The following is a 24,003-nucleotide window of genomic DNA, read 5'->3' on the forward strand; positions in this document are numbered from 1 at the left end:
AGATGGTGGCGGGTGTGCGGGCAGAGTGGGAGCAGCTCCGGAGGGTGGCGGTCCACCGGCCGGGGATCGAGATGTTCTTCGGGCTGCTGGACCCCTACGCCGCGCTCTATGAGCGGGCATTCAGCCGCTACGAGGCACGCCGGGAGCACGACTGCCTCACCCGCACCCTCCGCGAGGAGTTTGGCGTCCGGGTCCTGCACCTCAAGGAGACAGTCCTCGATGCCGCCGACCACGACCCGGCGATACGCCGGCGGCTTGTCGATTGGGCGCACGAGACCGTCACCATCCGGGGCGGGAGAAGAGAGGTGGCGGAAGCCCGCCGGAGCATGGAGCAGAACGCCGACGCCCTGGACTCGCTGCACTTCTTCACCTTCCTCCTTTTAAACCCGGTCCTCGAAGTCCGAAGCGACCACCCCCGCCGTGGGGTGGACGTCCGAATCACGGGGCAGGAGCCGCTCGCAAACCTCTACTTCATGCGCGACCAGCAGGCGATGACCGACTGCGGCCTCGTCGTTGGCCGGCCGGCAAAACGGCAGCGGGCCCGGGAGCCCGGGATCACCCGGTTCCTCTGGGGGATCCTCGGCATCCCCATCGCCGGGACGGTGCAGGAGCCGGGGACCTTCGAGGGCGGCGACTTCATGCCGATGGGGGAGTTCGCCCTTGTCGGCACCGGAGACCGGACGAACCGTGCCGGAGTGTGCCAGTTCCTTGGCTGCACCCCAGGGTTCGACGAGATCGGCGTGGTCCACCAGCCCGGCCACCCGCTCATCCCGAGCGACCGGCCCGACCCGATGGTCGATATGCACCTCGATACCTACTTCAACGTCGCGGGAAGTGGAGTGGTGATCGGTTCTGAAGTCCTACTCAAGAGGGCGCGGGTCGATGTTTACTATCGGACGGACGGGGGTTACGAGCCGTCGGGCGAGACCGCGAGCCTCTACGACTATATCCGGGCGAAGGGATTCTCCGTAATTGATCTCTCGATTCTGGAGCAGCTCTCCTACGCCGCAAATGTCCTCTGCGTCCGGGACGGGAGCATCCTTGCGGTGGAGGGGGAGCGGGTGATGCAGACGGTGCTCCTCAATCTGGAGCGTAAAGCCGCAGGCGATCCGCAACGCTATGGGCAGCTATTACGCCATGCGGAGGAAGATTATCGCCGGATAAAGGACGGGGGACGGTTCTTCCCACACAAGGCGGAGTTCTCCCGGCACGGCATTGAGGTCTCTGCGCTTCATCTCGAGAACCTGACGGGGGGCTACGGTGGCCCCCACTGTATGACCTGCACGCTGGAGAGGGGGTGATGAGATGCCGGAAAAGACCGTGGTGGTCGCGCTCGGCGGGAACGCCATCCTGCAGCACCGGGAGTCGGGGACGGCCGAAGAACAGCTCGCGAACGTCCGGAGAGCCTCGCGGCATATCGCGGAGATCGCGAGCGACGGCTACGCCGTTGTCATCACCCACGGGAACGGTCCCCAGGTGGGAGACATCCTTCTTAAAAACGAGCTCGCGAAGGATACCCTCCCACCAATGCCGCTCGACGTCTGCGGGGCGGAGAGCCAGGGGATGATCGGCTACCTGCTCCAGCAGTCAATGCAGGAGGCGCTCGGGGCGGTCGGGCTCGGCTGTCCGGTCGCGACGGTGCTCACCCAGACCCTGGTGGACGGCAACGATCCGGCGTTCGCAAACCCGGAGAAGCCTATCGGCCCGTTCTACACGCCGATGCAGGCAAAGAGGCTTGAGAAAGAGAAGGACTGGCGGATGGTGCAGATCCCGGGACAGGGCTACCGGCGGGTGGTCCCCTCGCCGCGCCCGATCGCGCTCGTGGAAGAACAGGTGATACTCCAGCTCGTTTCAGCGGGGGCGGTCGTGATCGCCGCTGGTGGCGGCGGTGTTCCGGTGGTCGCGGGACCCAGGGGCACCCTCCAGGGTGTCGAGGCGGTGGTGGACAAAGACTACACCGCGGCCCTCCTTGCCCGGATCGCCGGCGCCGGCGACCTGCTGATCCTGACCGACGTCGAGCGTGTGGCTTTAAACTACGGGCGGCCGGGGCAGCGAGAGATCAGTGAGATGACGGTTCGCGAGGCACGCGAGCACCTTGCGGTGGGACAGTTCCCGCCCGGGACTATGGGGCCGAAGATCGAAGCGGCCGTCGAGTTCCTCGATGCCGGAGGAAGCCGCGCAACCATCGCGTCGCTGGAGCAGGCCTCGCCCGCCCTTGCCGGGCGGGCCGGGACCCGGATCCGCCCTTAACCGGCCACCTGCCCCAACACTTATATACCACGTTCCCGATGTGCCCGGCGGTGATGGAAGGATATGGCGGATAACTTCTGGACAGGAGTCATCGTCGGGTGGCTCGTGGGGCTTATTCTCGGCTTCCTGCTGCCGGTCATCGGACCCTTAATCGGCGGGTTCGTCGCCGGCTGGATGGTCCGGGGCGGGATAGGTAATGGCGCAAAGGCCGGGCTGCTTGCCGGCATCCTCGGCGCCATCGTCATCGCGGTGCTGCTCCTGGTCGGCGGCACGGTTCTTCTCGGGGCGTTTGGGTTCATCGCGGGCCTCGGGACGTCGCTCGTCATCATCGTGATGGCGTTCGTCTACCAGGGTCTTCTCTCCCTGATCGGCGGCGTCATCGCCGGGGCGATCCGGCGGTGAGACGGGTGGGCGCCCCTCCCCGCCCCTTCTCGACCGGGTGACTGGTTTGGCCGAACGTGGTTCATTCTGGGTGCCTGCGCTGGTAGGCATCATATTCATGCTCTTCATCAGCCCGTTCTTCCCGGTAGGCGGCCCGATCGTCGGAGGGATCATCGGCGGCTACCTCGGGACCCCGGGGGCGGTTCGGGGCGCGCTCGGCGGGCTTTTCGGCGGGCTCGTCGTCGCCGCGATCTTCTCGGTCGTCGCCGTCGTCGGCGGCACGGCGCTCCTCGGCCCAATCGGCGCTCTCATCGGCCTCGGGATCGCCGTTCTTCTCTTTGCTCTCGCCCTTTACTTCGGTATCCTCGGCGCCGTCGGCGGCGCTATCGGCGGGGCGCTGAAAGCGTGGATGATATCGCGCCACGGGGTTATGGGATGAGATCCCCGACTCCCTCCTGGAGCCTCACCACGATCCGGGAGCGGTACATCCAGAGATAGGCGGCGACCGCCGCGGCCTCGACGACGACGACGTAGGCGACGATGTGCCCGATCGATACGTCGTAGAGGACGCCCATCACGGCACTCCCCACGAACCACGCCGTCCCGAAGACCGCGCTCACGGTGCCATAGATCTGCCCCCTCCGGGCCGCCGTCGTGGACTCTGCGATCGACGCCCGGAGGGAGGTCTCGAAGATTCCGATCCCGGCCCCCCAGGCGAGCGATCCCGCGATCGCCACGCCCGGGTCGAGCGAGAAGGCAAGCAGGATCGTCACGGTGCTGAAGACCGGAATGGTGAGGAGAACGTGGGTGCCGATGCGGTCGAAGGCGCGTCCGAAGACCAGCGCCACGACGACCGAGACTATCATCGCTGAGGCGTAATAGAGCGGGATGACGGCATCGGGGATGATCGACTGGGCTTTTAGGTGGAAGGAGATGAGCGGGAAGTTGACGAACCCGGCCATGCCGAGGAAGATGAACGCAGCGTATGGCAGGAACCCGCGTATATTGTCCATGTTCTCCCTGGTCCCCCCGTTTGCCTCAAGCCGGCTGGGCCTGGGCACCGTCGACCGGGCGAGGAAGAGGACCATCGCAACACCGGCGAGAGGAATGCCGAGCAGGAGAAAGCCCGTTGCGTAGCCGCCGGTGAGGGCCAGGGCGGCGACCATGACCAGCGGGCCGATGACCGCACCGACCTGGTCGAGCGCCTTGTGGACCCCAAATCCCCATCCTCTCCCGACGGTCGTCGTCGCGTGGGAGAGAATCGTATCCCGCGCCGGAGTCCGGACGGCTTTTCCTATCCGTTCGGCGATGATGAGGACGGCCGCGGCCTCCCACCGGCCGGCGACGGCGAGGAGCGGGATGGCGGCGAGCAGGCCGTAACCAGTCATCGCCACCTTCCAGTAACGATGGCTCTGGCCGACATAGGCGCCGGTGGCTGACCGCAACGCGTACCCTATGAACTCGCCGGCGCCGGCGATCAGCCCGACGACGGCGGCGCTCCCTCCGAGAAGAAGGATATAGGGGCCGGTAACGCTCCGGGCACCGTTCGAGACCAGGCTCCCCAGGAGGCTTGCCGTGCCGAGCAGCAGGATAAGCCGGATCGAGAGGTCACGGACCTTTTGCCGGGTGTCCCGGGAAGGATCGGACATATTCACCGGGGTCTTGGGGGGCCATTCTCATTAAGTACTGCACGGACGGCGGGATGCCCTTAATTGTGCTCGCCGCGAATATCCTTATCGCACATATCCGGGGCGGGAGGTTCCGGGGGCACGAGGGATACCGTGGAGCAGGAAGGCGATCAATCGTATTCGCGAAGGTTCATCCTCATACTGGTCACCGTCGCCACGTTCTTAAACCCCTTCACGGGCTCCGCAATCAACCTTGCTCTCCCCGCAATCGGGGCTGAGTTCTCCGCCGACGCCGCCACGCTCGCCTGGGTCACGAGCGCCTATCTCCTCGCGTCGGTCATCTTCCTCCTCCCGGCGGGGAGGCTCGGCGACTCGTGGGGGAAGGTCACCGTCTTTTTAGCCGGGATCGTGGTCTATACTGCCGGCTCCCTCCTCACCATCTTCACGCCCACGATGGACCTCCTCCTCGTCTTCCGGTTCATCCAGGGTATGGGCGGCGCCATGATCTACGCAAACAGCGTGGCCCTGATCACCCACCTCTACCCACCCGGCGAGCGAGGCTACGCGATCGGGCTCAACACCACCGCCGTCTACGCCGGGCTCTCGCTCGGGCCGTTCCTCGGAGGGGCCCTGACCCAGTTCCTCGGGTGGCGGAGCATCTTCATCGTGACCGCGCTCCTCGCCGTCCCGGTCCTCTTCTACGCCGGGAAGTTCCCGGCGTTCCTGAACGAGCGGCAGCGGGAGCGCTTCGACGTCGCGGGTCTGATCCTCTCCTCCGCCCTGATCCTCTGCCTCTTCCTGGGCCTGGCCTGGGTGACCACCCCGACCGGCGCAACGCTCCTCGCGGTATCCCTCGTGCTCGGGGCGGTCTTCTTCCGGGTGGAGCGGAGCCGCCAAAACCCGCTTCTCCCGGTCACGCTTCTCGAGAAGAACCGGGTCTTTGCCGCCTCGAACGCCGCCGCCCTGATCAACTACAGCGCAACGTTCGCGGTCGGGTTCCTCCTCTCCCTCTACCTCCAGTACATCCGGGGCTACGAGCCCGTTGCTGCAGGCACCTTGCTCCTCCTCCAGCCGATCGTCCAGGTTTTCGTCGCCCCGGCGGCTGGCCGCCTGGCCGACCGGATGCAACCCGGACTCGTCGCTTCGGTGGGGATGGGAATTACGGCCGTGGGCCTCTTCGGCTTCTCTCTGCTCGGTGAGATGACGCCGATCGCCGCGATTCTCGCCCTTCTGGTTCTGCTGGGCGTGGGGCTCGGGATCTTCTCATCCCCGAACACCACCGCCATCATGGGCTGCGTGGAGAAACGCTACTACGGGAGCGCGTCGGCAATGGTGGCGATGATGCGGTCGCTCGGGATGATGTTGAGCATGGGGGCGGTTCTCGTGGTCTTTGCGGTCATCATGGGGTCGACGACCGTTACCCCGGCGATATTCCCAGAGTTCCTCGCGAGCCTGCAGCTGATATTCCTCGCCTTTGCGGTCCTCTCGGCCTTCGGGGTCTTCCTCTCGCTCCGCAGGAATAAATGCTGACAAACGGTGCCGAATTCCCCGAACAAACCCTCCTGGAGCGAAGAGGAAGCGTTAAAACCCCCGGCATCCTGTGATCTCTTTGAGCAGATGGAACTGGTTATCGGAAAAGACGGCGACCGTGACATCGCCATCGATGCCCAGGAACTGGTCACGGGCAGAACCTGTGTCATCGCGCAGTCGGGTGCCGGGAAGAGCTGGGGCATCGCGGTCATCTGCGAGCAACTCCTGCAGGCGCGGGTAGGGTACTGCCTCATCGATACGGAGGGAGAGTACTTCTCGCTCAGGGACCGGTTCCCTCTCCTCTGGATCGGTTCCAGTGAGGACTGCGACGTGGATATCGAGCAGGCGAACCTCCGTGAACTGATGCAGAACGCGATCTGCTCCCGGACTGCGGTGATCTTCGACGTCTCGGAGGTCAATATGCAGGAGCGGGTGTCCTACCTCGCGGAAGTCCTCTACGACCTTGAGAGCGAGTTAAAGCAGCCGTTCCTGCTGATTGTGGAGGAGGCCGACAAGTTCATTCCCCAGTCGGGGGAGTCCATCAAAAAGATTGAGGAGATCTCCCGCCGGGGGCGCAAGCGCGGACTCGGCCTCTTAGTCGCGACCCAGCGGCCATCACTCGTGACAAAGAACGTTCTCTCGCAGTGCAACAGCCAGATCCTCGGGAAGCTCTCGATCGAGAACGATTTAAAAGCGGTCAGTCTCTTCTTTCCGTCCCGGAAAGAGGCCGGAGAGCTCGCGGATCTTGAGCCCGGGGAGTTTTTCGTGATGGGCAAACTCTCGAGGGAGCATGCGACGAAGATGCGCTTTGGGGCCCGGCTCTGCGAGCACCGGGGGCTGACGCCCAAACTCATGCCCGCAGCGCCGGTCCGGCCGGCCGAATCGCCCCGGGAAGAACCGTGCGGCGGCAGTCCCCGGGAAGAGCCGGTGGTGCCGCTCGCCACTACGGATGCCGCGAATGCCTCGAATACCGCAGGTCCCATGAATGCAGTTGTCCCGGTACTGCTCCGTGAGGAGGCGCTCGATATCGCGAAAGCCAAACGAAAACGCCGGTTCCTGATCCTGGAGCCCGAAGAACGGATCGTCTCAGGAGAGCGGGTCTACCGGCCGCTTCACCGGGTAGAGATCCGCTACATCGGCGGGTTTATCCGGAAGGCGACGAAAACAGCGTCGTTCGTCCTCGATGGCTGCACCGGGTGCATTGTCGAGGTGGATCGCGGCCTGAAAGTTCGGCCGGGGTTCTCGGAGCTCCTGGGGCTCGATGAGGCTGCGGTGAGGATCGTTGCCGGGCTCGCGAACGGCGGCTCGACCCTGACCGAGATCGAGGCCGACACCCACCTTCCGGCGGCCGCGGTGAAGAAGGCGATAAAGAGCCTTGCGGGGGCGAAACTGATCACGGAGATGAAGACGGTGGGCGACACGAAGGTCTACGTGCCCCTGCTTGCAGACGAGGTTCCGGCACTCTCCGCCCTCAGGCGGGGGGCGGACCTCCCGATGGAGCCGCTCCAGGAGGAGCCCCTCGAGGCGAGGGTCACCGAATCCTCCCTCCGGATCATCTTAAAAGGGCTCGAACCCACGGCGGAGATCGTTGAGTTCGATACGATCTACTACCCGGTCTACCTGATCCGGTTCGCATCGGAGCGGGGAGAACGCTCGCTCCTTCTCGACGGCTGCACGGGGAAGGAACTTCTCTTCCCGGCGTTATGACCGGAGTGCTTATCCTCCCGCGTGAGTATAGGAGATCTTATGCCCTGTAGCCCACACGGGCGGTTGGGCGGAGAGGTGAAGAAGCGATGGACTCATATAAGTGTACTCTGTGCGGTTACATCTACAACCCCGCCATCGGTGATTTCGACCATGGCGTTAAGGCCGGCACGGCCTTCGAAGACCTGCCCGATACCTGGAAGTGTCCCCGGTGTGGTGCGCCGAAGAGCCGGTTTAAGAAGATCTGAGAGTAGTGGACACTCCCGGATCTCTACTGCTTTCTGAAGTAGGGTGAGGGCATCCCGCCCGCACGGAAGGGTTTGAGTACCTCCTCCTGATTCTCCCGGCCGACGGGGGTGCCTCAGTTCATCTTGGGAGAGTCGGTCTGCCGGTCGTTTCACCAGGCAGACGTCCGCTACACCGGCGTTCCTCCCCGGAAGGCAACGGAGACGGTCTTCGTCTTCCCTGATGGGCTTGCCGGCAGGAAACCCCATCCCCCTGATCACCTGACCGGAGTACTTATCTCCCCCGGGATACACGGGTGCTGTGCCCCGGTCGACGTTGCGGCCGGTCGGGGGGCGAGGTGGTGAAGAGATGATGGATTCATACCGGTGCGGACTCTGCGGCTACGTCTACAACCCCAGGGCCGGTGAGCCCGACCATGGTGTCCAGCCCCGTACGGAGTTTGGAGACCTGCCCGAGGACTGGGCATGTTCCCGGTGCGGTGCGGAGAAGAACCTGTTTCGGAAGGCGTAAGGGGGGTTCGGAGCCGGACCCCCACAACAAATCTTCTCTTTTAAGGGCGTGGTCGTACGAGAGCGTTATATGATGTTCTATTCTCCCGGCCGCACAACCTCCCTCACCCGAACCGAAAGGCCCTGAGCCCCTCCCCGCAGATCTCGCGCCCGGCGAGGTGCTCCATCTCGTGGTCGATCCCGTAGGCGGTGGAGCCTGTAAACGTCATCTCCGCGGCATCGAGGTCTTCGACCCGGATCGTCCTCTCAAGCGGGTTGACGATCATTTTAATCGCCCGGCGAGCGCCGAGCCGTACCCGGTAGGGCCGGTTTACGAGCAGCCGCGCGGGAGCGCTGCCGCACTTCTCCAGCCGGTAGACGGTTCCTTCCCGGTGCAGGAGCATCGGGTCGATGAAGAGGAAGATCTCCTCAAGCGAGTAGCCGATCAGCCGTTCATCATCGTATACGGTGGTCTTCTTCACGGCCGATATGGCGGTGAGACCCTCCGCGGCGTAGCTCCAGTCGCCCCCGTAACGGAGCGAGAAGAGAAGGGGGACGAGCGCGTCGGCGGGTATTCCGAACCGCTCGGCGAGGGCGGCCTCTTGAGCGGCAAATATGAGTTCTTCCCGGATTTCGTCGGTCTCCATCGGTCGCCCTGCGACGGGGGACCGGATAAATACTACCGCTTGAAGACGTGGACCGCAGAAGCCTTGAAGGTGACACTGGCCGGCTCGCCCTCGACGAGGGCCAGACGGGCGACGCTCTGCCGGGTCAGGACGGCGACAAAGGGCAGCCCCGCGTCCACGACGACCCGCGAAAACATGCCGTTCCGCCGGATCTCCGCAACCGTGCCCGGGAAGGTGTTCGCAGCGCTCGACTCAAACGGCTGGCGGGAGAGGATCACCTCCTCCGGCCGGATGCCGACGCAGACGTCGCCCTCGATCGCGGTGACTGTCCGGACGACGATCTCCCCGAGGTCGATCGCCGCTTCCCCGTCCCGGACCCTGGAAATCCCGCAGTAGACGTTCTCCATGCCGGTGAAGGCGGCGACGAACTCGGTGGCGGGTCGCCGGAAGACCTCATCAGGCGTGCCCGTCTGGACGATCCTCCCATCCTGCATCACCGCCACCCGGTCGGCAAGGGCGAATATGTCCTCGAAGTGGTGGGTGATGTGGATGACCGTCGTGCCGGTCGCCCGGTGGATCGCCTTCAGTTCCCTCCTGAGCCGTTCCCGGGTGACGGTGTCGAGCGCCGAGAGCGGTTCGTCGAGGAGCAGGACGCGCGGCCGGAGGACGAGCGCCCGGGCGATCGCCGCCCGCTGCTGCTCGCCGCCGGAGAGCGTCCCTGTCGTCCGTTCCAGGAGGTGGCCGATCCCGAGGAGGGCCGCGGTCTCCTGCACGCTCTCACTGATGCGGGCGGGATCGGCCTTCCCCTGCTTGAGGCCGAACCCGATGTTCTCCCCGACGGTGAGGTGGGGGAAGAGCATGTAGTCCTGGTAGACCATGCCGATCCCCCGGTTTTTCGGGTCGGTGCGGGTGATATCACGGCCGTCCAGATCGATCGTCCCGGCGTCCGGGGAGTAGATTCCCGCCAGGGTCTCGAGGAGGATGGTCTTTCCCGCGCCGGTCGGCCCGAGGACGACGAAGTACTCGCCGTCGGCGACGGTCATATCCACGCCGTCGAGGGCGAAGTCCCCGAGGCGTTTGGCGAGCCCGGCAATCCTGAGCACCTAGAACACCCCCCTTCCGCCGGTGTAGCGTTCGAAGACCGCGAGCGAGACCACCGATATGGCGATCAGGATGACGGATGCGGCGACGGCAAGGTCGAGATCCCCCGTCGACATGTTCAGGAAGAGCGCGATGGGCAGGGTCTCGGTCTTCATCCGGGTGGCCCCCGCGAGCATGAGGACGGCGCCGAACTCGCCGATGGATTTCGACCACGTGATGACCAGGCCCGCGATGAGGCCGCTCTTTGCGAGAGGAAGGGTGACCTGGCGGAACGCTCCCCACTCGGTGCACCCGAGCGTCCGGGCGACGTGCTCGTACCGGGGGTTGATCGTCTCGAAGCCCGACCGGGCGACCCTGACCATGTAGGGGAGGTTGACGAAGAACTGGGCGACGATGATCCCGAGCGGGGTGTAGATGACGTCGAGCCCCCACTCCGAGAGCATCTTCCCGAACGTCGAGGGACCGTAGAAGATGAGCAGCGCCACGCCCGCAACGAGTGGCGGGAGGGCGAGCGGGATGTTGAAGATCGTGTTTGCGATCCCTCTGCCGGGAAACGAGAACCGGGCGAGGGAGTAGGCGACCGGTACGGCGGCGACGACGCAGAAGGCGGTGGAGACCGCCGAGGTGACGAGCGAGAGTTCGACGGCAAAGAGGATCTCGGGGGAGAGCAGGCTCTCGATGAGAGCCGGGAGCGGCGGGTAGGTCACGAGGCCGCCGATGACGACGAGCATGTAGGCGATCAGGGCGAATGAGACGGCGAGAAAGAACGCCTTGAACGGGGTGGGGCGGGGGAGAGCGGCCCGGCGCGGAAACACGGTTAATCTACCCTGAAGGACGCGCTCTGTTTCTTGATCTGCTCGACGTGCTGCGGCGTCACCCACCCGGAGGAAGCGTCCCCGATGCAGTCGAACGCCGGGATGTAGGGTTTGATGTCCAGGATCGGTGTCCCGTCCAGGAGGTCGATGCCCTCGACGGCGAGCGTGCCCCCGTCGATCCCGGCCAGCCGGACGACCGATATCCCGAGCATGTTCGGGCGGTTGAAGTGCCGGGTGGCGAAGATGCCGTGCGGCTCCGCCCCGTCGATGAGCGGTCGCTCGGCGATTTCTTCACCGGCGGCCCGGTGGAACCGGTAGATGAGGATGAGGTGGGAGAACCCCGCGAGCGCCGAAAGGCCGTCTCGGAACCCGGGGTAGACCTCCACTGTTCCGCGAACGGTGGAGAAGGCCGCCTGGATGGGGGTGGCGGCCGGGTCGGTGAACGGCGTCCGGGCGACACCGATAGCCCTGCAGGGGTACTCCGTGCCGCTCAAGGCTCCACCCCCTCGTATGCCGGGTCGGGGTAGGCCGGGAACCCGTGGTTGACAAAGATTGCCTTCCCCTCGTCGGAGGTGACGAACTCGACGAACTGCCGGGTGGCGTCAGGCTGCCCCGTGAAGGTGGTCGCCCCTATCGGGACGATAAGGGTGAGGCTGTCTTCCTGCGCCAGAGCGATCGTGTCCATCGTCTCGGGGTTCACCATATCGAGCGTGATGAGCGCGGCATCGGCGGTGCCCATGTTCATCGCCACGACCACCTCGTTGATCGTCGGCGCCCGGAGGATGACGTTTGCCTCGACGGCATCGAAGATACCGTGCGCCCGGAAGAGTTTGTCACCGGCTCTGCCGATCGCGGTGGTGTTCGCGCCACCGAGCGCGATCTTCAGCCCGGGCCGGGTGAAGTCGTCGACCGAGGTGATGTTCTTCGGGTTCCCCTTGCAGACGGCGATCACCGGGACGTGGTAGGCGGCGTATCCCGGATCTCCGACCAGCCCTTTATCCTGTGCGATCCGGTAGTCAGGCGTTCCACCGGGGATGAAGGCATCACCCTTCCGCGAGAGTTCCATCTGGGTGATGAGCGTACCCGAACCGGCGAAGGTGTACTCGACGCCGATGCCGTATTTGTCGGCAAATACTTCCCCGATCTCGATCATCGGCTTCTTGAGGCCGGCGCCGGAGTAGACGAGCAGTGTGGCGTCGTCGCCGGCAGTGGTGTCATCCCCGGTGACGGTGGTGCATCCCGCCGCGAAGAGGAGAAGGGCGAGCGTGATCAGTGCTATGGCATTTTTTGACATGGATACTATTCAGTACCCGTTATACTGGTATTAAAGCGATTTCTTTTACTTTTGAGTTGATTTAAATTGTTTTACTTGACACCGTCCCTGTTTAATCTTGCTGTTCTCAGGGTGGACTGGACCCGGGGAAACGATTATTATCGACTCGTGCGTCCAGACGCTCCTTATGGAAGACCTGTTAGCTATTCTGCTGGATATCGAGAAGCGGGCCTGGAGGGCTGCCGATGTCCGGGACGTGACGTTCTACCGTGATTATCTCGCGCCGGAGGCCTTTGTCGTCACTCCTTTCGGTGTCCTGGACAGGGAAGGGATCCTCCGCGATCTCGTGGAGAACCCCAACGAGCTGCCGGCGTATACGATCACTGACCCGAAGGTGGTGTCCCTCGGTGAGGAGGGTGCCGTCCTCGCGTATACCGTCTCCTTCGGCGGGCAGACGATCTTTGTATCGACCGTGTATGCACGGAGCGACGGCCGGTGGCGGGCGGTCTTCCACCAGCGGACGCCTGTTTCCCCGGTGACCTGCCCGGCGGACTAACGCCCTTCCGCTTTCGCGGCGGCGATGCGGTCGCGGAGGTTCCGTGCGGCGGCGGTGACGTTGTCCTCTCCCACGACCGCCGAGATCACCGCGACGCCGTCCGCACCCGCGGCGATGACGTCGGCGACGTTTGCTGCGGTGATCCCCCCGATAGCAACAAGCGGGAGGGATACCGCGGCACGGACCGCCGAGAGCGTTGCAAGCCCGCACCCCGGCCCCGCGTCGTCCTTCGACCCGGTCGCAAACGTCGGGCTGAGCGCCACGTAGTCGGCACCCGTTGCGGCGGCCCGGACAGCCGCGGCGACGGACCCGACCGATGCCCCGATGACGAACCCCGGCGGGGCGATGCGCCGCGCCTCGCCCACGGGCAGATCGCTTGCGCCGAGGTGGACGCCGTCGGCACCGGCCGCGAGGGCCACGTCCAGACGGTCGTTCACGATGAAGAGCGCGCCGGCGTCCCGGGTGATCTCGCGTATGGCAACCGCCGCGCTGAGGAGGTCCCGGCCCGGGAGCCTCTTGTCGCGGAGCTGGATCACGTCCGCGCCGCCGGCGGCGGCGAGGCGGGCAAGTTCCGTGTGAGTGCGTCCGCGCCCGATCGCTTCGTCGGTGACTACGTAGAGGTCATACGCCATTACCGCTCCTCGATCCGTGCATGCCCGGCAAGGTCATCGGGTGAAAGCCCGGCAAGTTCGTCGAAGAGCGCCGTCCGAAACGTGTAGGGGCCACATGCCCCGCAGGCTGCCCGCTCCCCGGCAAGGCCGAACGCCGCGAGCGCCGCGGCCGACGCGACCGCGTAATCGTCCGCGACCGCGACAAACGCCGCGGTGACCGAGGAGGCCATGCACCCCGTCCCCGAGAGCCGGTCCATCGCGGGGTTGCCGTTCCTGACGAGGAAGACCCTGCTACCGTCGGTCACAACGTCGATCGCCCCCGTCATCGCCACGACCGTTCCGGTCGAGCGTGCGCACTCCCGCGCAGTCTCGACGGGATCGCCGGCGACCCCGCCGGAGTCCACGCCCCGGACGCTCCCGCCCGTCCCGGCAAGAACGCCGATCTCCCCGGCGTTGCCTTTCAGGACGGCGATATCGAGGGTGTCGAGGAGTCTGTGGGCGGTCGCTGTCCGAAACTCCGTCGCCCCCACGCCGACCGGGTCGAGGACGACCGGGATACCGAGTTCGTTTGCCCGGCGGCCGGCAATCAGCATGGCCTCGACCTGCGCAGCCGAGAGCGTCCCGATGTTCAGGACGAGGGCGCCAGCGGCCGCGACCATCCCGGCGACCTCCTCGGGGGCCTCGGCCATCACCGGGGCGGCCCCGGCGCAGATGGTTATGTTCGCGCAGTCGTTGATCGTGACGCTGTTCGTGATGTGATGCACCAGCGGCCGCCCTGACCGCACGGCGGCAAGGAGGCCGGCGGGGATCGCGCCGTCCACGAAGCGTGCCGATGAACTGTTGTTCGTGCTGTCCGGCATAGGTACTTACCTATTTCTCGGGCAGTTGCATAAAGCCGGTCGTTGCCGGGTGCGCGTCGGGCCGGATTGCATGCCTGGAAGGGAACTGCTAAAGCGATCTGCACCCCACCCCTCCGCTGAGATAGGTGAGGACGATGCTCAGCGTAAACCGCACGGCGATGCCCGCCGTGAGAGAACTGATCGACCGCCGGGACGAACTCGGGGTGGCGGTCGCGGAGCAGGAGAACGGTGCGACGTGCATCGACTGCGGCGTGCACGTCCCCGGGAGCTACCGGGCGGGGTCCCTCTTCGTGGAGACCTGCCTTGCGGGGCTTGCGACAGCGGCGATAACCATGGGCCGGGTGGGGGACGTGCCCGTCCCGTTCCTGCACCTCACCGTGAGCCGCCCCGCTCTCGCGTGCCTCGGTTCGCAGAAGGCGGGATGGGTGCTCAAGGCCGGGGGCTACTCCGCGATGGCTTCCGGTCCGGCGCGGGCGCTCTCCTTAAAGCCGAAAAATACCTACAAAATGCTTGGCTACCGCGACACCTCCCGGACCGGCATCCTCGCGCTGGAGGCGGACACCCTCCCGGGCGAGGAAGTCACGGGCTTCATCGCGGAGAAGTGCGGCATCGAACCCGAAAACCTCTACGTCCTCGTCGCCCCAACCCGGAGCCTGGTCGGCTCGGTGCAGATCTCCGGCCGGGTCGTCACGGCGACTCTCCACAAACTCGAGGAGAAGGGCTACGACGTCCATCGGATCAGCCACGCGGCGGGCCGATCGCCGATCGCGCCCATAAAGCGGACCGGCATCGAGGCGATGGGGACGACCAACGACTGCAACATCTACTACGGCTCGGTCTCCCTCGTCGCGGAGGGCTACGACCCGGTCTTTGCGACCCTCCCCTCACAGACCTCCCCCGACTACGGGAGGCCGTTTGCCCGGGTGCTCAAGGATGCCGGCTACGACTTCCTCAAGGTGGACTCGCTGCTTGCTTTCTCGCCGGCGGAGGTCACGGTGAACGATTCGGAGAGCGGCGAAGTCCATCACTTCGGCAGGCTGAATGCCGACGTGCTGCTTGAGTCGTTCGGGTTTCTGTAGAACCAGGTATGAGTCTGGATTCAAGGGCTCTGTTGAACTCCTCTACTTTCTTCAGGAAGTATTTCAGGGCAACTCCGTTCTACTCACATAACCCCATCAACCGATATTCCCGGGTATCGCCACGCACTGCCCCCGCCCCCAAGGGGGCGGGGGAGGAGGCCGGAGGCCGGGTGGGGTGGGGGTCACAGGTATAGCCTTATGGAGTAGAGACAGGGGAGGGGGGATGCTCCCCCCTCGAAACTCTTCGAGTTTCTCATGCTCACTCCGTTCGCACCTCGACGCCTCACGGCTTCTCGTGCTCCGCTCCTCCGGAGCATCGCACTCGCACCTCCGGTGCTCAAGCTGGCTTCGCTCGCACTCCCTGTCAGCCCCACAGCGAACCTCTTCAGGTTTCTCGAACTCCTGTCTCGCACCTTCGGTGCTCACGCTCCAGTTCTAGCGAACTGTCGCGTCCTGCGGACAGTCGTTCCCCCAATGGCGATAAGCGACTGGCCGAAGGGCAGGAGCTCGAGCACCATCAGGTGCGCAGCCACCACGGTCCAGCGTACTGGTAGGTGCTGTGGCCCAACACACTCTCATAGGTGTGTGTTTCAGGATGCCCTCGCCTCCATCGGCAGCGAGACACTGTTCAGGGAACGTAAAAAAGATAGCCGGGCCCCGGTTCACTCCGGGCTCGTCTTCTCGCGGTAGCGTTCGAGCGCCTTCTCGACGTAGGACGTCATCTGCACGGCGCCGACAACGCAGGCATCGGCGCACTTCCCACAGCCGATGCAGGTCTCCGGGTTCGTGATCCAGGCCTTGTCGATCTTCTTTCCCAGATCCACGAGCTCGATCGAGCCGGTCGGACAGGCCTCGACGCAGTCGCCGCACCCCTCGCATGAGAAGGGAATGATCCAGGGGAACTGTTTAGGGATCTTTTTTTCGTCGCTGCTCATCAGAACTCAGTCCTTTTTTCTCGGCACGTCCTTCCAGCGCTGTCGCTCCCAGGCGTCAAGATCCTCTGGCGACATGCCGTCGAGCCGCTGCCCGGCCTCGTAGCCGGGCTTCGTGCAGTAGAGTTCGGTCAGGCGGACGAGAAGCACGGCCCCGGCGTCTATCCCTTTCTCCTCTTTTGCCTGTGCCGCGACCGTGTCGAAGACCGATCCGGAACGGAGGAGTTCTCCGGTTCCCTTGAACTGGTACGCCGCGCGGATACCGCCCTGGCGCGAGACGCCGAACGCAACCCGGGGGTTCTCCGACAGCGCGGGTGCGATGACCTTCATCTCGTCTTCTGCAAGCGCGAACGCCACCTCATCGTTGGCCGTCGCCTTCGCATAGCGGCCCAACACCACGAACGGCACGCCTTCCGGCGTCGCGACGCAGAGGTGGCAACCCATCGCCTCGATCCAGGCCTTCATCCTGTCTGTAAGATTCACCGTCATCTCGATCACCCCTCTAGAACCTTCTCTCCCACGTGCCCCGGCTCGATGGAGTAGGCCTCCTCGACGTGCACGACCACGACCCCGCGCTGGACGGCTTTCGGGAAGACGATGTCCGGCGGCACCTCGTCCGGCGGTTCGGCCTTGTTCCAGTTCCCCCACTCGTTCAGGATATCCGTCGCGTTTGCGCCGTACCAGTCGAAGTCACGCGGGAACCCGTACTCCATGTCCACGGCCTTCCCCCGGAAGACCCACCACCGCCCCTCGTCGAGCGGGTGGCAGATCGTGACCGCGACCTCGGGGTTCTCCTTGATGTTCGCCTTCGTCTTCAAGAGGAACATATCGGCGATCAGGATCTTGTCGTCCATGTGCGTGGCGACGAACCGCATCGCGGCGATGTTCGGGTTGCCGTCTCGGTTCGACGTGCAGAGGTAGATCAGGCTCCCTCCCTTGCCAGGAACCCGCAGGGCTTCTTTCATCTCCTTCGTAAGCTTCACCATTCTTCTCACCTCGTCTGGCTACTTCACCGGATACCCGAACGCGGCGGTTCCGGCAGGGCCGAGTTCCTCGCCCAGCGCCTGTTTCACGAGCTGGGTGATGTAGATCGGCTCGATCTCCATCTTTCGGCAGGTCGCCCGCATCACGGAGATGCAGGCCGGGCAGATGAAGACGAGTTCTTCGGCGCCGGCCTCGGCGGCGTCACCGATATTCCTGCGCTGGATCTCAAGCGCCCGCTCGTGCTGGGTGTGGAAGATCCCGCACCCGCAGCAGAGCCGGTCTTCTCCCGTGTAGGTCCGCTTCTCTTCGACGGACGTAACACCGATCATCTCGAAGATATCGGCGAGCCAGTCCGACCAGATCTCGCGGTCCCCGCCTCTCGGGGCGTAGCGCGTCGTGCAGCCACCCTGCACCGCGATGCTGATGCCGAGCGGATTCGTGATCCGATCCGGATGTTCCCGCAGCCAGTTCCGGATGTACTCGAGAATGTGGACCGGCCGGAACGGCACCTCGATCCCCTGCTGCGTCGCGATGGTCGTCGCCACGTTGTAGCAGGCGTCGTGGGTGAAGACGATCTCGTCGACCCCGAACTCTTCGGCCGCTTTAGCAAGGTTCTCGATGAACTGCGGAAGGAACTTCAGCGGCCGGGACGCCCGGCCGAGGTGGGTCTCGGTGAACCCGCACGCGTACGGCCCGCCCCCGATGATGGTTGCCTCCTCAAACACCTGTCCCGTGAGGAACTCCGCCTGGGGCACCACCTCGTAGATCCCGCCGGCCGAGATCAGCGGGCCGCCCGGCTTCCCCCTCCTGATGACCGTCGCCGGCTTCGTCAGCCAGTCGCTCGACGGCTTTGCGTCCGCCGGGATGCCGAGAACACCCGTCTCCTCCTGCCGTCGCGCGATGAGGTCCCAGGGATCGGCGCCCAGGGGGCAGAAATCGTTGCATGCTGCGCAGGTGATGCACTCTTTCAGGATCGGGTGGCGTTCTCCCTTTATCAGGGATTTCATGGCTTTCTTTGCGTCGTCCTCGTCGTACGATACGTACGGGCAGCGGGCGAGACATTCTCCCCTGCAGCGGGAGAAGTCGCATTTCGATAGATCAAATGCCATCACACATCCCTCGTTTTAACCTGTGTCAATACCCTCTCTTTAACGTGGGGTTCCCGGCAAGACAGGTTTCGAACCGATCTCCGGCCCTTTCCCGGCGGAGAACCGTTCAGGGAGTAGATCCGGTGGGTGCCGTGGATCGCCGTGTATCCCTGAGAGGGGCCGAACATGTAAGTATCAATACTACTTTCTGTTAACGTTGTTAACATTATTGTGCGAGCCGTGTTGCATGATCCTGTTCGGGAAGAACACTCGTGTGGGCTCACAATCACTTCGTGACCGGTGGACGGACGATTCCGCCCACCAAGATGAGGTGTTGAGGGTACGTTATGGCAGAAACAGACAATACAACGAAGGATGCTGGACAGCAGCAGAAAAACCCGCTTGAAAAGGTCGCCGTGAGTGTCAGGCATGTTATCCTGGTGCTGAGCGGAAAGGGGGGCGTCGGGAAGAGCACGGTGGCCGCGAACCTTGCAATGGCGCTTGCGAACCACGGCTACCAGACGGGCCTTCTCGATCTCGATATCCACGGCCCCAACATCCCCAAGATGCTGGGCATCGAGGAGACCAAACTCACGTCGACGAACGGCACGAGGATCGAACCAGTATACGTGGTGCCGGCACTCGGTGTCGTCTCGATGGCGTTTCTCCTGCCGGATAAGAGCACTCCTGTCATCTGGCGCGGCCCCATGAAGATGCAGGTCATCAAACAGTTCCTTGCGGATGTCAACTGGGGAGACCTGGACTACCTCGTGGTGGATCTGCCCCCGGGCACGGGAGACGAGGCGTTATCGATCATCCAGCTCGCCCCGAACGTTGCCGGTGCCGTTGTCGTGACGACGCCGCAGGAGGTTGCCATACTCGACTCGACCAAAGCCGTAAAGTTCGTCGAGAAAATGGATATCAAGGTTCTCGGCATCGTCGAGAACATGAGTGGCATGGTCTGCCCCCACTGCGGCAAGGAGATCGACCTCTTCGGACAGGGCGGCGGGAAGAAGGCTGCAGAAGACCTCGGCGTGCCGTACCTCGGCAACATCCCTCTGGACCCCGACATGCGCAAAGCCGGTGACGAAGGACGCCCCTTCATCGTCCGGCGTCCGGGTATGAGTGCGGATAACCTCACGTGGGAGCATGTGGACGATGTCATGCAGGCAGTTCTCCGCAGTATCGGAGAGGCGCAGTAGGATGCAAGCGGATGCTCCAATGAGACGGAGGCAAGGAGAGACATGAAAAAGTTCCGTATAGAACTGACCGGGTTCATCGAGATGGACACCGACCAGGAGCGCGACGCGCGGATACTGGCCGAGCGGGTTCTTGAGGAGATCCGTTCGGTCTTTTCCGGGCACGGCGCGATACAGGACTGCAGCATCGGGATAGACTCGGTCACGGAGAAACCGCTCACCCGGCGTTATAGATGAGCGATCCGCAGGGTGGGTTCAATCCTGCTCGTGCCGCCGAAGAAACTCGCGGACCATTCGCGATTCCACCCATCCCCGGTCCAGCTGTCTGATGTACTCGTTGATCCGCTCGACCCGGTCACGGATGACCGTCGACGCCTTCGGATCGTCGACCAGGTCGGCCATACCGAGGAGCACCTGCAGGGGCTGGCGTATGTGGTCACCGAGGACGGCGAACTGCTCGATGTTCCGCTCGATCTGCTCGAATGCCTGTTGCCGAAGGCGCTCGTCCTGTTTCCGCTCGGTGATGTCCCTGCCGGCCGCCTGGACGCCGACCACTTTTCCATGCTCCACGATCGGTGATTCGTTCAGCTCGACGAACGCCGACGTCCCGTCCTTGCGGCGGAACTCGACCTCGAGTCCCTCGACCGGCTCGCCTCGGGCTAGCTTCGTCTGTGCCGCCTTCCACGCGGCGAGGGAGAGGGGACTGACATAGTCCCGGCATTTTTGGCCGATGAGTTCGGCGGGTGTGTAGCCAAGGATGCGGGTCACGGCCGGAGATATATAGGCAATCCCGCTCTCGTGGTAGCAGGTATAGATCATGTCGAAACTCCGCTGCGCTATCTCGCGGAACTTCTCCTCGCTTTTGCTGAGCGCCTCTTCGGCCGCCTTTCGCTTGAATCCCAGTGCCAGAACGTTTGCGGCCGCCTGAACGAAGTTGATGTCGTCCCGGGTGAACCTGCGCAGGGTCCGGGTATGGGCGCCGAGCACCCCGTACGGCGCCTCGTCACCCTGGATAATGACGCTGATGCCGCTCAGGATCCCCTCGTTTCGCAGGAGGGCCGGGCCCCGGAACCGGGTCTCGGCGTCGAAGTCTTCGACGATCACCGGCTCATGGGAAAGAAGAGTGTATCCCGCCTGGGAATCGGTTCCTCCATCCACTTTCTCGGTACCGACCCGGACTCCGCCGAACCCCACCGCCGCTTCAAGGATGAAGAGATCCTCTTCTGGCAGGTAGCGGAGCACTTTGGCGTACTCGACTTCCAGGCGCTCCGCCACCACCTGGACCACGGCGTTCATCAGTTCGGGAGGTTCCGCCCCTGCAAGAGCGAACTGGCCGAGGTCCGCGACGGCTGCCTGCTGCGCCGCCCGGACGGCGGTGAGCCGCTCGGCCTGTTTTCTCGCGGTGATGTCGAGGTTGATTCCGGCCCAGAGAACGATCTGCCCGTCCTCATCACGGACCGGAGCTCCCCGGGAGAGGATGGTGTGGCATTCCCCGTCGGGATCCGGAACCCTTAGCTCACGATCCCACCGCCACCCTGTATCGAGGCACCGTCTCAAGTCGGCACGCACTGTAGCATCTTCAAGCGAGATGCACTCCAGCCATCCCGATTGCCGGCATTCATCGAGTGTCTTCCCCGCCAGGTCGAGGAACGAGGGAGAAACGTAGAGTACAGTGCCGTCCGGCTCACAGATCCAGATGCCGTAGGGCACCAGTTCCCCGACGGCGGCAAAGACCGACTCGGCCCCGACCCGTGCTCTCGCAGCCCGGGCGCTCCGCACTGCCTCGTCGCGTTCGGGGGTCACGTCCCGGAACCGGGCGAGCACCATCCCGGCGTACGGCTCGCCGGACATCACCCGGCACGAAAAGGAGAACCAGCGCACCTCACCGGTGGAGGTCTGCATCCGGCAGGTGGCGTGCGCCACCTGCCGCTGGCACCGGAGTGCTTCGATTATCCGGTCGGCAGAGTCTCCCCCCTCGAAGAGCGGTACGAGGTGGCGGGCGATGAGGTCACCTATCTCCACGCCGCGTGCAGCGTCATCACCGATCCCGAACGTCTCGCAAAACGATCGGTTCAGCCGCACAACGGTATTATCCCGGTCAAGGATGACGACAGCATCGTCCAGTTCGTCAAAGCAGCGGTACACGGGAGATCTCCATCGGCCGGTGCGGGATGATCCCGGACAGCGGACGCCGTATGTTATCTTACCTTTGCTGATTAACTAACATATTTCTTTTTGGAACTCCCGCTATCCGTTGGATGCCGCGGTTATGGGTAACCGTTCTGGAGGATGGGTCCTATCCCGATGCGATTCGTCCTGTGATGAAGCGATCTCGCAGGGTCGTATCGGGCGCCGGTGGAGTATCCCGGTGTTTCCCTGGTCTCGTGGTAAAGTGCCGAAGGGGAGATGATGCCATAGAAAGGCTTCTCTAAAAAATGGGGTTTCTGGTGGTGTTTTATTTTGCGGGGGTGAAGGGGGCGGAGCGGGAAGACCCCACCCTTCAGGGTGGGGTAGTTCACTTCGAGTAACCCCGAGAACCTGAACAGCAAGATGGACGCCGAGGGGGAGATTTGAACTCCCGAGGTGCCGAACACCAGTGGCTTTCGAGGCCACCGCCTTCCCGGACTAGACTACCTCGGCACAGAATCAGCCTAGAGTATTTAGGTTCTTTCACTATAATAGTATCGAGATATGCTCTGTCGATTCACACTCATCCCGGACGGCGGCGTGCTGATCTACCAGGGGCGGCCGGGCGATACCTACGAGGCCGCTCTCCTCTCTTTCGGGCTCAATCCAGATGCGGCGCTTATTTTCTGCCGTGGAAGAAGCCTGCCGCAGGATAAAAATATCGAGGAAGAGGAGGTCGTGATCTTCCTGGCCTCCTCGCGTGGATGACTTACTGTGGGCCCGGCTTTCCGGTCTGGGTAACCATCATGTCGTCGACGCGGACGAGGAGCATGGCCGTCTCGGTCGCACTCTTGATCGCCTGGGTCTTCACCCGCAGGGGCTCGATGACGCCGGCCTCGCGCATGTCCACGACCTCGCCGGTGTAGACGTTGAGCCCGGCGTACTTCGCGCCGTCGGCGTGGACCTTGCGCATGTCGACGACCTTGTCGATCGTGTCGAACCCGGAGTTCTCAGCGAGCGTCCTCGGTATGATCTCGAAGGAGTTCGCAAACGCCTCGATGGCAAGCTGGACCCGGCCACCGACGGTTGCGGCATAGTCGCGGATGCGCATCTGGAGTTCGGTCTCCACCGATCCGCCACCGACGACGAACTTGCCGTCCTCAATGGCGTCCTGGACAACCCGGGTCGCGTCGTAGACCGCCCGCTCGAGTTCGTCCAGCAACAGCTGGGAAGTACCCCGCAGGAGGATCGTGACGGCTTTCGGGTTGTCGCAGCCGGAGATGACCGTCAGGTCGGTGTCGGGAACTTCCCCGGCCTTTTCAGCGTGGCCGAGCGTCGCCGCGTTGAGTTCCTCGGGTTTGTTAACGATGGTGCCGCAGAGCGCTTTCGCGGCGAATTTCATGTCGTTCTCGTTCACGTCCTCAACGGCGTAAATGCCGTGTTTGGCGAGGAAATACTGCACCGCGTCGGCGATTCCTTTCTGGCAGAGGACGACGTTTGCGCCAGAGGCAACGATCTGGTCGGCAAGTTTCCGGAGGGACTCGCGCTCCTGCTCGGAGAACGCCTTCATCTGGTCGGAGGAGGTGATCTTGATCTTCGACTTGACCTGGGTCTTCGTGACCTCGAGCGGCAGTGCGAGCAGGGCTACTTTAGCGTCCCTGACCTTCTCCGGCATCTGCTCGAAGACACGCTGCTTGTCGATGACAACGCCCCGGATCAGTTCGGCGTCGTGCATTGAGTCGCCGACCTGCATCCTGATCTTGATGTCGTCCTCGTCCACGACGTAGGTGCCCTGGTCCGTTTTGCTCGCGACCTGCAGCACCGCGTCCACCACGATGCCGGCAACCTTGTCTTTGACGGCTTCGATGGATTTGCCAGTCATGGCGGTGTCGGCGATCTTCAAGAGGTCGTCGCGGTCGCCGAACCCGACCGAGATGGCCAGTTCGTCGAGGATCGCGAGGGCCTTCTCCATACCAAGCTGATAGCCGTTCGCGATGATTGTGGGGTGAACCTCCTGGGCGAGAAGCCTCTCTGCCTCCTCCATCAGCGACCCGACGAGTACGGTCGCGGTCGTGGTGCCGTCACCGACCTCGCCGTCCTGTGTCTCCGCAACCTCGACAATCAGTTTGCCGCCGGGGTGCTGCACGGACATTTCGTGCAGGATGGTTGCCCCGTCGTTCGTGATCACCACATCACCGCTGGAGCTGACCAGCATCTTGTCCATTCCCCGGGGACCGAGCGTCGTCCGAACGGCGGCCGCAATTGCCTTTGCAGCCATGATATTCGAGCGCTGCGCCTCGAATCCGCGCGTGCGCTCAACATTTTCCCGTAAAATAATGATGGGCTGTCCAGCAAGCATTGTATAATCCTCCTTTGCTCGTTAGGTTTGTTCAGAGGTTCTATATATATTAATCGATAGGCCCCATCCATCCCCCGGTGCATCCGCCGTTCGGCGGGTGCGGATCGCTCTCCTGTTAGCGTTACGCGCCTGGCACCCTTGATAGGCGTACCTGATGCACCGGCCC

Annotated in this window: 28 protein-coding genes and 1 tRNA gene; 14 read left to right on the forward strand and 15 right to left on the reverse strand. The window is 63.8% G+C overall.

Translation table 11 applies throughout. From position 1 onward, the window contains the following. Positions 1-2 precede the first annotated feature (2 nt). The 4 genes from HL657_RS02140 to HL657_RS02155 all read left to right on the forward strand — a co-directional run bounded on the left by HL657_RS02140 (position 3) and on the right by HL657_RS02155 (position 3,070). Positions 3-1,301, forward strand: a complete 1,299-nt coding sequence (locus tag HL657_RS02140; RefSeq protein WP_317295193.1) for an arginine deiminase family protein — start codon at positions 3-5, stop codon at positions 1,299-1,301. Between the two features lie 4 nt (positions 1,302-1,305). Beyond that, positions 1,306-2,250 carry a carbamate kinase gene (gene arcC, locus HL657_RS02145; RefSeq protein ID WP_317295194.1) on the forward strand — a complete coding sequence of 315 codons (945 nt, stop codon included), beginning with the start codon at positions 1,306-1,308 and terminating at the stop codon, positions 2,248-2,250. 63 nt (positions 2,251-2,313) lie between these two features. Next, positions 2,314-2,652, forward strand: coding sequence for a DUF5518 domain-containing protein (locus tag HL657_RS02150; RefSeq protein ID WP_317295195.1), 339 nt, complete (start codon positions 2,314-2,316; stop codon positions 2,650-2,652). A 70-nt stretch (positions 2,653-2,722) separates the two neighbouring features. Next, positions 2,723-3,070, forward strand: coding sequence for a DUF5518 domain-containing protein (locus HL657_RS02155; protein ID WP_317295196.1), 348 nt, complete (start codon positions 2,723-2,725; stop codon positions 3,068-3,070). Here the strand turns inward: HL657_RS02155 and HL657_RS02160 are convergent. After that, positions 3,060-4,280: an MFS transporter gene (locus HL657_RS02160; protein ID WP_317295197.1), complete on the reverse strand. Its 1,221-nt coding sequence runs from the start codon at positions 4,278-4,280 to the stop codon at positions 3,060-3,062. The two genes, HL657_RS02155 and HL657_RS02160, sit on opposite strands and share 11 nt — an antisense overlap. 132 nt (positions 4,281-4,412) lie before the next feature. Here HL657_RS02160 and HL657_RS02165 point away from each other — a divergent pair, with 132 nt between their 5' ends. From HL657_RS02165 to HL657_RS02185, 5 genes are all read left to right on the forward strand, one after another. After that, positions 4,413-5,789, forward strand: a complete 1,377-nt coding sequence (locus HL657_RS02165; RefSeq protein WP_317295198.1) for an MFS transporter — start codon at positions 4,413-4,415, stop codon at positions 5,787-5,789. Positions 5,790-5,876: 87 nt separating this feature from the next. Further along, the gene (locus HL657_RS02170; RefSeq protein ID WP_317295199.1) at positions 5,877-7,496 is read left to right on the forward strand and encodes an ATP-binding protein; all 1,620 of its coding nucleotides are present in this window, start codon (positions 5,877-5,879) and stop codon (positions 7,494-7,496) included. Between the two features lie 86 nt (positions 7,497-7,582). Next, positions 7,583-7,741, forward strand: coding sequence for a rubredoxin (locus tag HL657_RS02175; RefSeq protein WP_317295200.1), 159 nt, complete (start codon positions 7,583-7,585; stop codon positions 7,739-7,741). Between the two features lie 123 nt (positions 7,742-7,864). Continuing rightward, positions 7,865-8,083, forward strand: a complete 219-nt coding sequence (locus HL657_RS02180; protein ID WP_317295201.1) for a hypothetical protein — start codon at positions 7,865-7,867, stop codon at positions 8,081-8,083. 4 nt (positions 8,084-8,087) lie between these two features. Continuing rightward, positions 8,088-8,249, forward strand: a complete 162-nt coding sequence (locus HL657_RS02185) for a rubredoxin (protein ID WP_317295202.1) — start codon at positions 8,088-8,090, stop codon at positions 8,247-8,249. A gap of 103 nt (positions 8,250-8,352) precedes the next feature. Here the strand turns inward: HL657_RS02185 and HL657_RS02190 are convergent, their stop codons facing one another. From HL657_RS02190 to HL657_RS02210, 5 genes are read right to left on the reverse strand one after another with little or no spacing between them, the layout of a single operon-like run. Further along, positions 8,353-8,874 carry a hypothetical protein gene (locus HL657_RS02190; protein WP_317295203.1) on the reverse strand — a complete coding sequence of 174 codons (522 nt, stop codon included), beginning with the start codon at positions 8,872-8,874 and terminating at the stop codon, positions 8,353-8,355. 32 nt (positions 8,875-8,906) lie between these two features. Continuing rightward, positions 8,907-9,956: an ABC transporter ATP-binding protein gene (locus HL657_RS02195; protein WP_317295204.1), complete on the reverse strand. Its 1,050-nt coding sequence runs from the start codon at positions 9,954-9,956 to the stop codon at positions 8,907-8,909. Further along, entirely contained in the window at positions 9,957-10,769 is an 813-nt protein-coding gene (locus HL657_RS02200; protein ID WP_301676593.1) for an ABC transporter permease, read from the reverse strand. 2 nt (positions 10,770-10,771) lie between these two features. Next, on the reverse strand, positions 10,772-11,263 hold the full coding sequence (gene tsaA / locus HL657_RS02205; protein ID WP_301676594.1) for a tRNA (N6-threonylcarbamoyladenosine(37)-N6)-methyltransferase TrmO: 492 nt from the start codon (positions 11,261-11,263) through the stop codon (positions 10,772-10,774). Next, the gene (locus tag HL657_RS02210) at positions 11,260-12,063 is read right to left on the reverse strand and encodes a molybdate ABC transporter substrate-binding protein (protein ID WP_317295205.1); all 804 of its coding nucleotides are present in this window, start codon (positions 12,061-12,063) and stop codon (positions 11,260-11,262) included. Before HL657_RS02210 ends, tsaA begins: the two co-directional genes overlap by 4 nt. Positions 12,064-12,229: 166 nt before the next feature. Between HL657_RS02210 and HL657_RS02215 the strand changes: the two genes are divergently transcribed. Then, positions 12,230-12,598 carry a nuclear transport factor 2 family protein gene (locus HL657_RS02215; protein WP_301676596.1) on the forward strand — a complete coding sequence of 123 codons (369 nt, stop codon included), beginning with the start codon at positions 12,230-12,232 and terminating at the stop codon, positions 12,596-12,598. On the opposite strand, the gene thiE is transcribed toward HL657_RS02215, so the two are convergent. Both thiE and thiM read right to left on the reverse strand, forming a co-directional pair. Continuing rightward, positions 12,595-13,230: a thiamine phosphate synthase gene (gene thiE / locus HL657_RS02220; RefSeq protein WP_317295206.1), complete on the reverse strand. Its 636-nt coding sequence runs from the start codon at positions 13,228-13,230 to the stop codon at positions 12,595-12,597. The two genes, HL657_RS02215 and thiE, sit on opposite strands and share 4 nt — an antisense overlap. Continuing rightward, positions 13,230-14,069: a hydroxyethylthiazole kinase gene (gene thiM / locus HL657_RS02225; RefSeq protein ID WP_317295207.1), complete on the reverse strand. Its 840-nt coding sequence runs from the start codon at positions 14,067-14,069 to the stop codon at positions 13,230-13,232. The genes thiE and thiM overlap by 1 nt, the downstream gene beginning before the upstream one ends. A gap of 134 nt (positions 14,070-14,203) precedes the next feature. Between thiM and mch the strand changes: the two genes are divergently transcribed. Next, entirely contained in the window at positions 14,204-15,148 is a 945-nt protein-coding gene (gene mch / locus HL657_RS02230; protein ID WP_317295208.1) for a methenyltetrahydromethanopterin cyclohydrolase, read from the forward strand. A gap of 662 nt (positions 15,149-15,810) precedes the next feature. Here mch and HL657_RS02235 read toward each other — a convergent pair. From HL657_RS02235 to HL657_RS02250, 4 genes are read right to left on the reverse strand one after another with little or no spacing between them, the layout of a single operon-like run. Then, a complete protein-coding gene (locus tag HL657_RS02235; RefSeq protein WP_317295209.1) occupies positions 15,811-16,083 on the reverse strand; it encodes a 4Fe-4S dicluster domain-containing protein in 273 nt (90 codons plus the stop codon). A gap of 6 nt (positions 16,084-16,089) precedes the next feature. Next, a complete protein-coding gene (locus HL657_RS02240; protein WP_317295210.1) occupies positions 16,090-16,569 on the reverse strand; it encodes a hypothetical protein in 480 nt (159 codons plus the stop codon). A gap of 5 nt (positions 16,570-16,574) precedes the next feature. Next, on the reverse strand, positions 16,575-17,066 hold the full coding sequence (locus tag HL657_RS02245; protein ID WP_317295211.1) for a pyridoxamine 5'-phosphate oxidase family protein: 492 nt from the start codon (positions 17,064-17,066) through the stop codon (positions 16,575-16,577). Positions 17,067-17,084: 18 nt separating this feature from the next. Further along, a complete protein-coding gene (locus HL657_RS02250; RefSeq protein WP_317295212.1) occupies positions 17,085-18,173 on the reverse strand; it encodes a (Fe-S)-binding protein in 1,089 nt (362 codons plus the stop codon). A 326-nt stretch (positions 18,174-18,499) separates the two neighbouring features. Between HL657_RS02250 and HL657_RS02255 the strand changes: the two genes are divergently transcribed. Both HL657_RS02255 and HL657_RS02260 read left to right on the forward strand, forming a co-directional pair. Then, positions 18,500-19,354 (forward strand): Mrp/NBP35 family ATP-binding protein, encoded by an 855-nt coding sequence (locus HL657_RS02255; protein ID WP_317295213.1) that lies wholly within the window; start codon positions 18,500-18,502, stop codon positions 19,352-19,354. A 42-nt stretch (positions 19,355-19,396) separates the two neighbouring features. Beyond that, complete coding sequence (locus HL657_RS02260; protein ID WP_317295214.1) at positions 19,397-19,588, forward strand: hypothetical protein; 192 nt, start codon at positions 19,397-19,399, stop codon at positions 19,586-19,588. 18 nt (positions 19,589-19,606) lie between these two features. On the opposite strand, the gene HL657_RS02265 is transcribed toward HL657_RS02260, so the two are convergent. Then, the gene (locus HL657_RS02265; RefSeq protein WP_317295215.1) at positions 19,607-21,496 is read right to left on the reverse strand and encodes a PAS domain S-box protein; all 1,890 of its coding nucleotides are present in this window, start codon (positions 21,494-21,496) and stop codon (positions 19,607-19,609) included. A 410-nt stretch (positions 21,497-21,906) separates the two neighbouring features. After that, positions 21,907-21,991: transfer RNA gene (locus HL657_RS02270), tRNA-Ser, on the reverse strand. 51 nt (positions 21,992-22,042) lie between these two features. Here HL657_RS02270 and HL657_RS02275 point away from each other — a divergent pair. Next, the gene (locus tag HL657_RS02275) at positions 22,043-22,246 is read left to right on the forward strand and encodes a thiamine S protein (RefSeq protein WP_317295216.1); all 204 of its coding nucleotides are present in this window, start codon (positions 22,043-22,045) and stop codon (positions 22,244-22,246) included. Between the two features lies 1 nt (position 22,247). Here HL657_RS02275 and thsA read toward each other — a convergent pair whose 3' ends face one another. Then, positions 22,248-23,837 (reverse strand): thermosome subunit alpha, encoded by a 1,590-nt coding sequence (gene thsA, locus HL657_RS02280; RefSeq protein ID WP_317295217.1) that lies wholly within the window; start codon positions 23,835-23,837, stop codon positions 22,248-22,250. Positions 23,838-24,003 lie beyond the last annotated feature (166 nt).

Source organism: Methanoculleus nereidis (genome assembly GCF_032944295.1).
Classification (GTDB): Archaea; Halobacteriota; Methanomicrobia; order Methanomicrobiales; family Methanoculleaceae; genus Methanoculleus; species Methanoculleus nereidis.

Coding starts and splice junctions, on each gene's coding strand:
- HL657_RS02140 (WP_317295193.1), top strand. CDS start 3: ATGGTGGCGGGTGTGCGGGCAGAGTGGGAGCAGCTCCGGAGGGTGGCG.
- HL657_RS02275 (WP_317295216.1), top strand. CDS start 22,043: ATGCTCTGTCGATTCACACTCATCCCGGACGGCGGCGTGCTGATCTAC.
- HL657_RS02190 (WP_317295203.1), bottom strand. CDS start 8,874: ATGGAGACCGACGAAATCCGGGAAGAACTCATATTTGCCGCTCAAGAG.
- thiM (WP_317295207.1), bottom strand. CDS start 14,069: ATGCCGGACAGCACGAACAACAGTTCATCGGCACGCTTCGTGGACGGC.
- HL657_RS02260 (WP_317295214.1), top strand. CDS start 19,397: ATGAAAAAGTTCCGTATAGAACTGACCGGGTTCATCGAGATGGACACC.
- HL657_RS02255 (WP_317295213.1), top strand. CDS start 18,500: ATGGCAGAAACAGACAATACAACGAAGGATGCTGGACAGCAGCAGAAA.
- HL657_RS02175 (WP_317295200.1), top strand. CDS start 7,583: ATGGACTCATATAAGTGTACTCTGTGCGGTTACATCTACAACCCCGCC.
- HL657_RS02170 (WP_317295199.1), top strand. CDS start 5,877: ATGGAACTGGTTATCGGAAAAGACGGCGACCGTGACATCGCCATCGAT.
- HL657_RS02245 (WP_317295211.1), bottom strand. CDS start 17,066: ATGGTGAAGCTTACGAAGGAGATGAAAGAAGCCCTGCGGGTTCCTGGC.
- thsA (WP_317295217.1), bottom strand. CDS start 23,837: ATGCTTGCTGGACAGCCCATCATTATTTTACGGGAAAATGTTGAGCGC.
- HL657_RS02160 (WP_317295197.1), bottom strand. CDS start 4,280: ATGTCCGATCCTTCCCGGGACACCCGGCAAAAGGTCCGTGACCTCTCG.
- HL657_RS02250 (WP_317295212.1), bottom strand. CDS start 18,173: ATGGCATTTGATCTATCGAAATGCGACTTCTCCCGCTGCAGGGGAGAA.
- HL657_RS02215 (WP_301676596.1), top strand. CDS start 12,230: ATGGAAGACCTGTTAGCTATTCTGCTGGATATCGAGAAGCGGGCCTGG.
- HL657_RS02210 (WP_317295205.1), bottom strand. CDS start 12,063: ATGTCAAAAAATGCCATAGCACTGATCACGCTCGCCCTTCTCCTCTTC.
- HL657_RS02240 (WP_317295210.1), bottom strand. CDS start 16,569: ATGACGGTGAATCTTACAGACAGGATGAAGGCCTGGATCGAGGCGATG.
- HL657_RS02150 (WP_317295195.1), top strand. CDS start 2,314: ATGGCGGATAACTTCTGGACAGGAGTCATCGTCGGGTGGCTCGTGGGG.
- mch (WP_317295208.1), top strand. CDS start 14,204: ATGCTCAGCGTAAACCGCACGGCGATGCCCGCCGTGAGAGAACTGATC.
- HL657_RS02185 (WP_317295202.1), top strand. CDS start 8,088: ATGATGGATTCATACCGGTGCGGACTCTGCGGCTACGTCTACAACCCC.
- arcC (WP_317295194.1), top strand. CDS start 1,306: ATGCCGGAAAAGACCGTGGTGGTCGCGCTCGGCGGGAACGCCATCCTG.
- thiE (WP_317295206.1), bottom strand. CDS start 13,230: ATGGCGTATGACCTCTACGTAGTCACCGACGAAGCGATCGGGCGCGGA.
- HL657_RS02235 (WP_317295209.1), bottom strand. CDS start 16,083: ATGAGCAGCGACGAAAAAAAGATCCCTAAACAGTTCCCCTGGATCATT.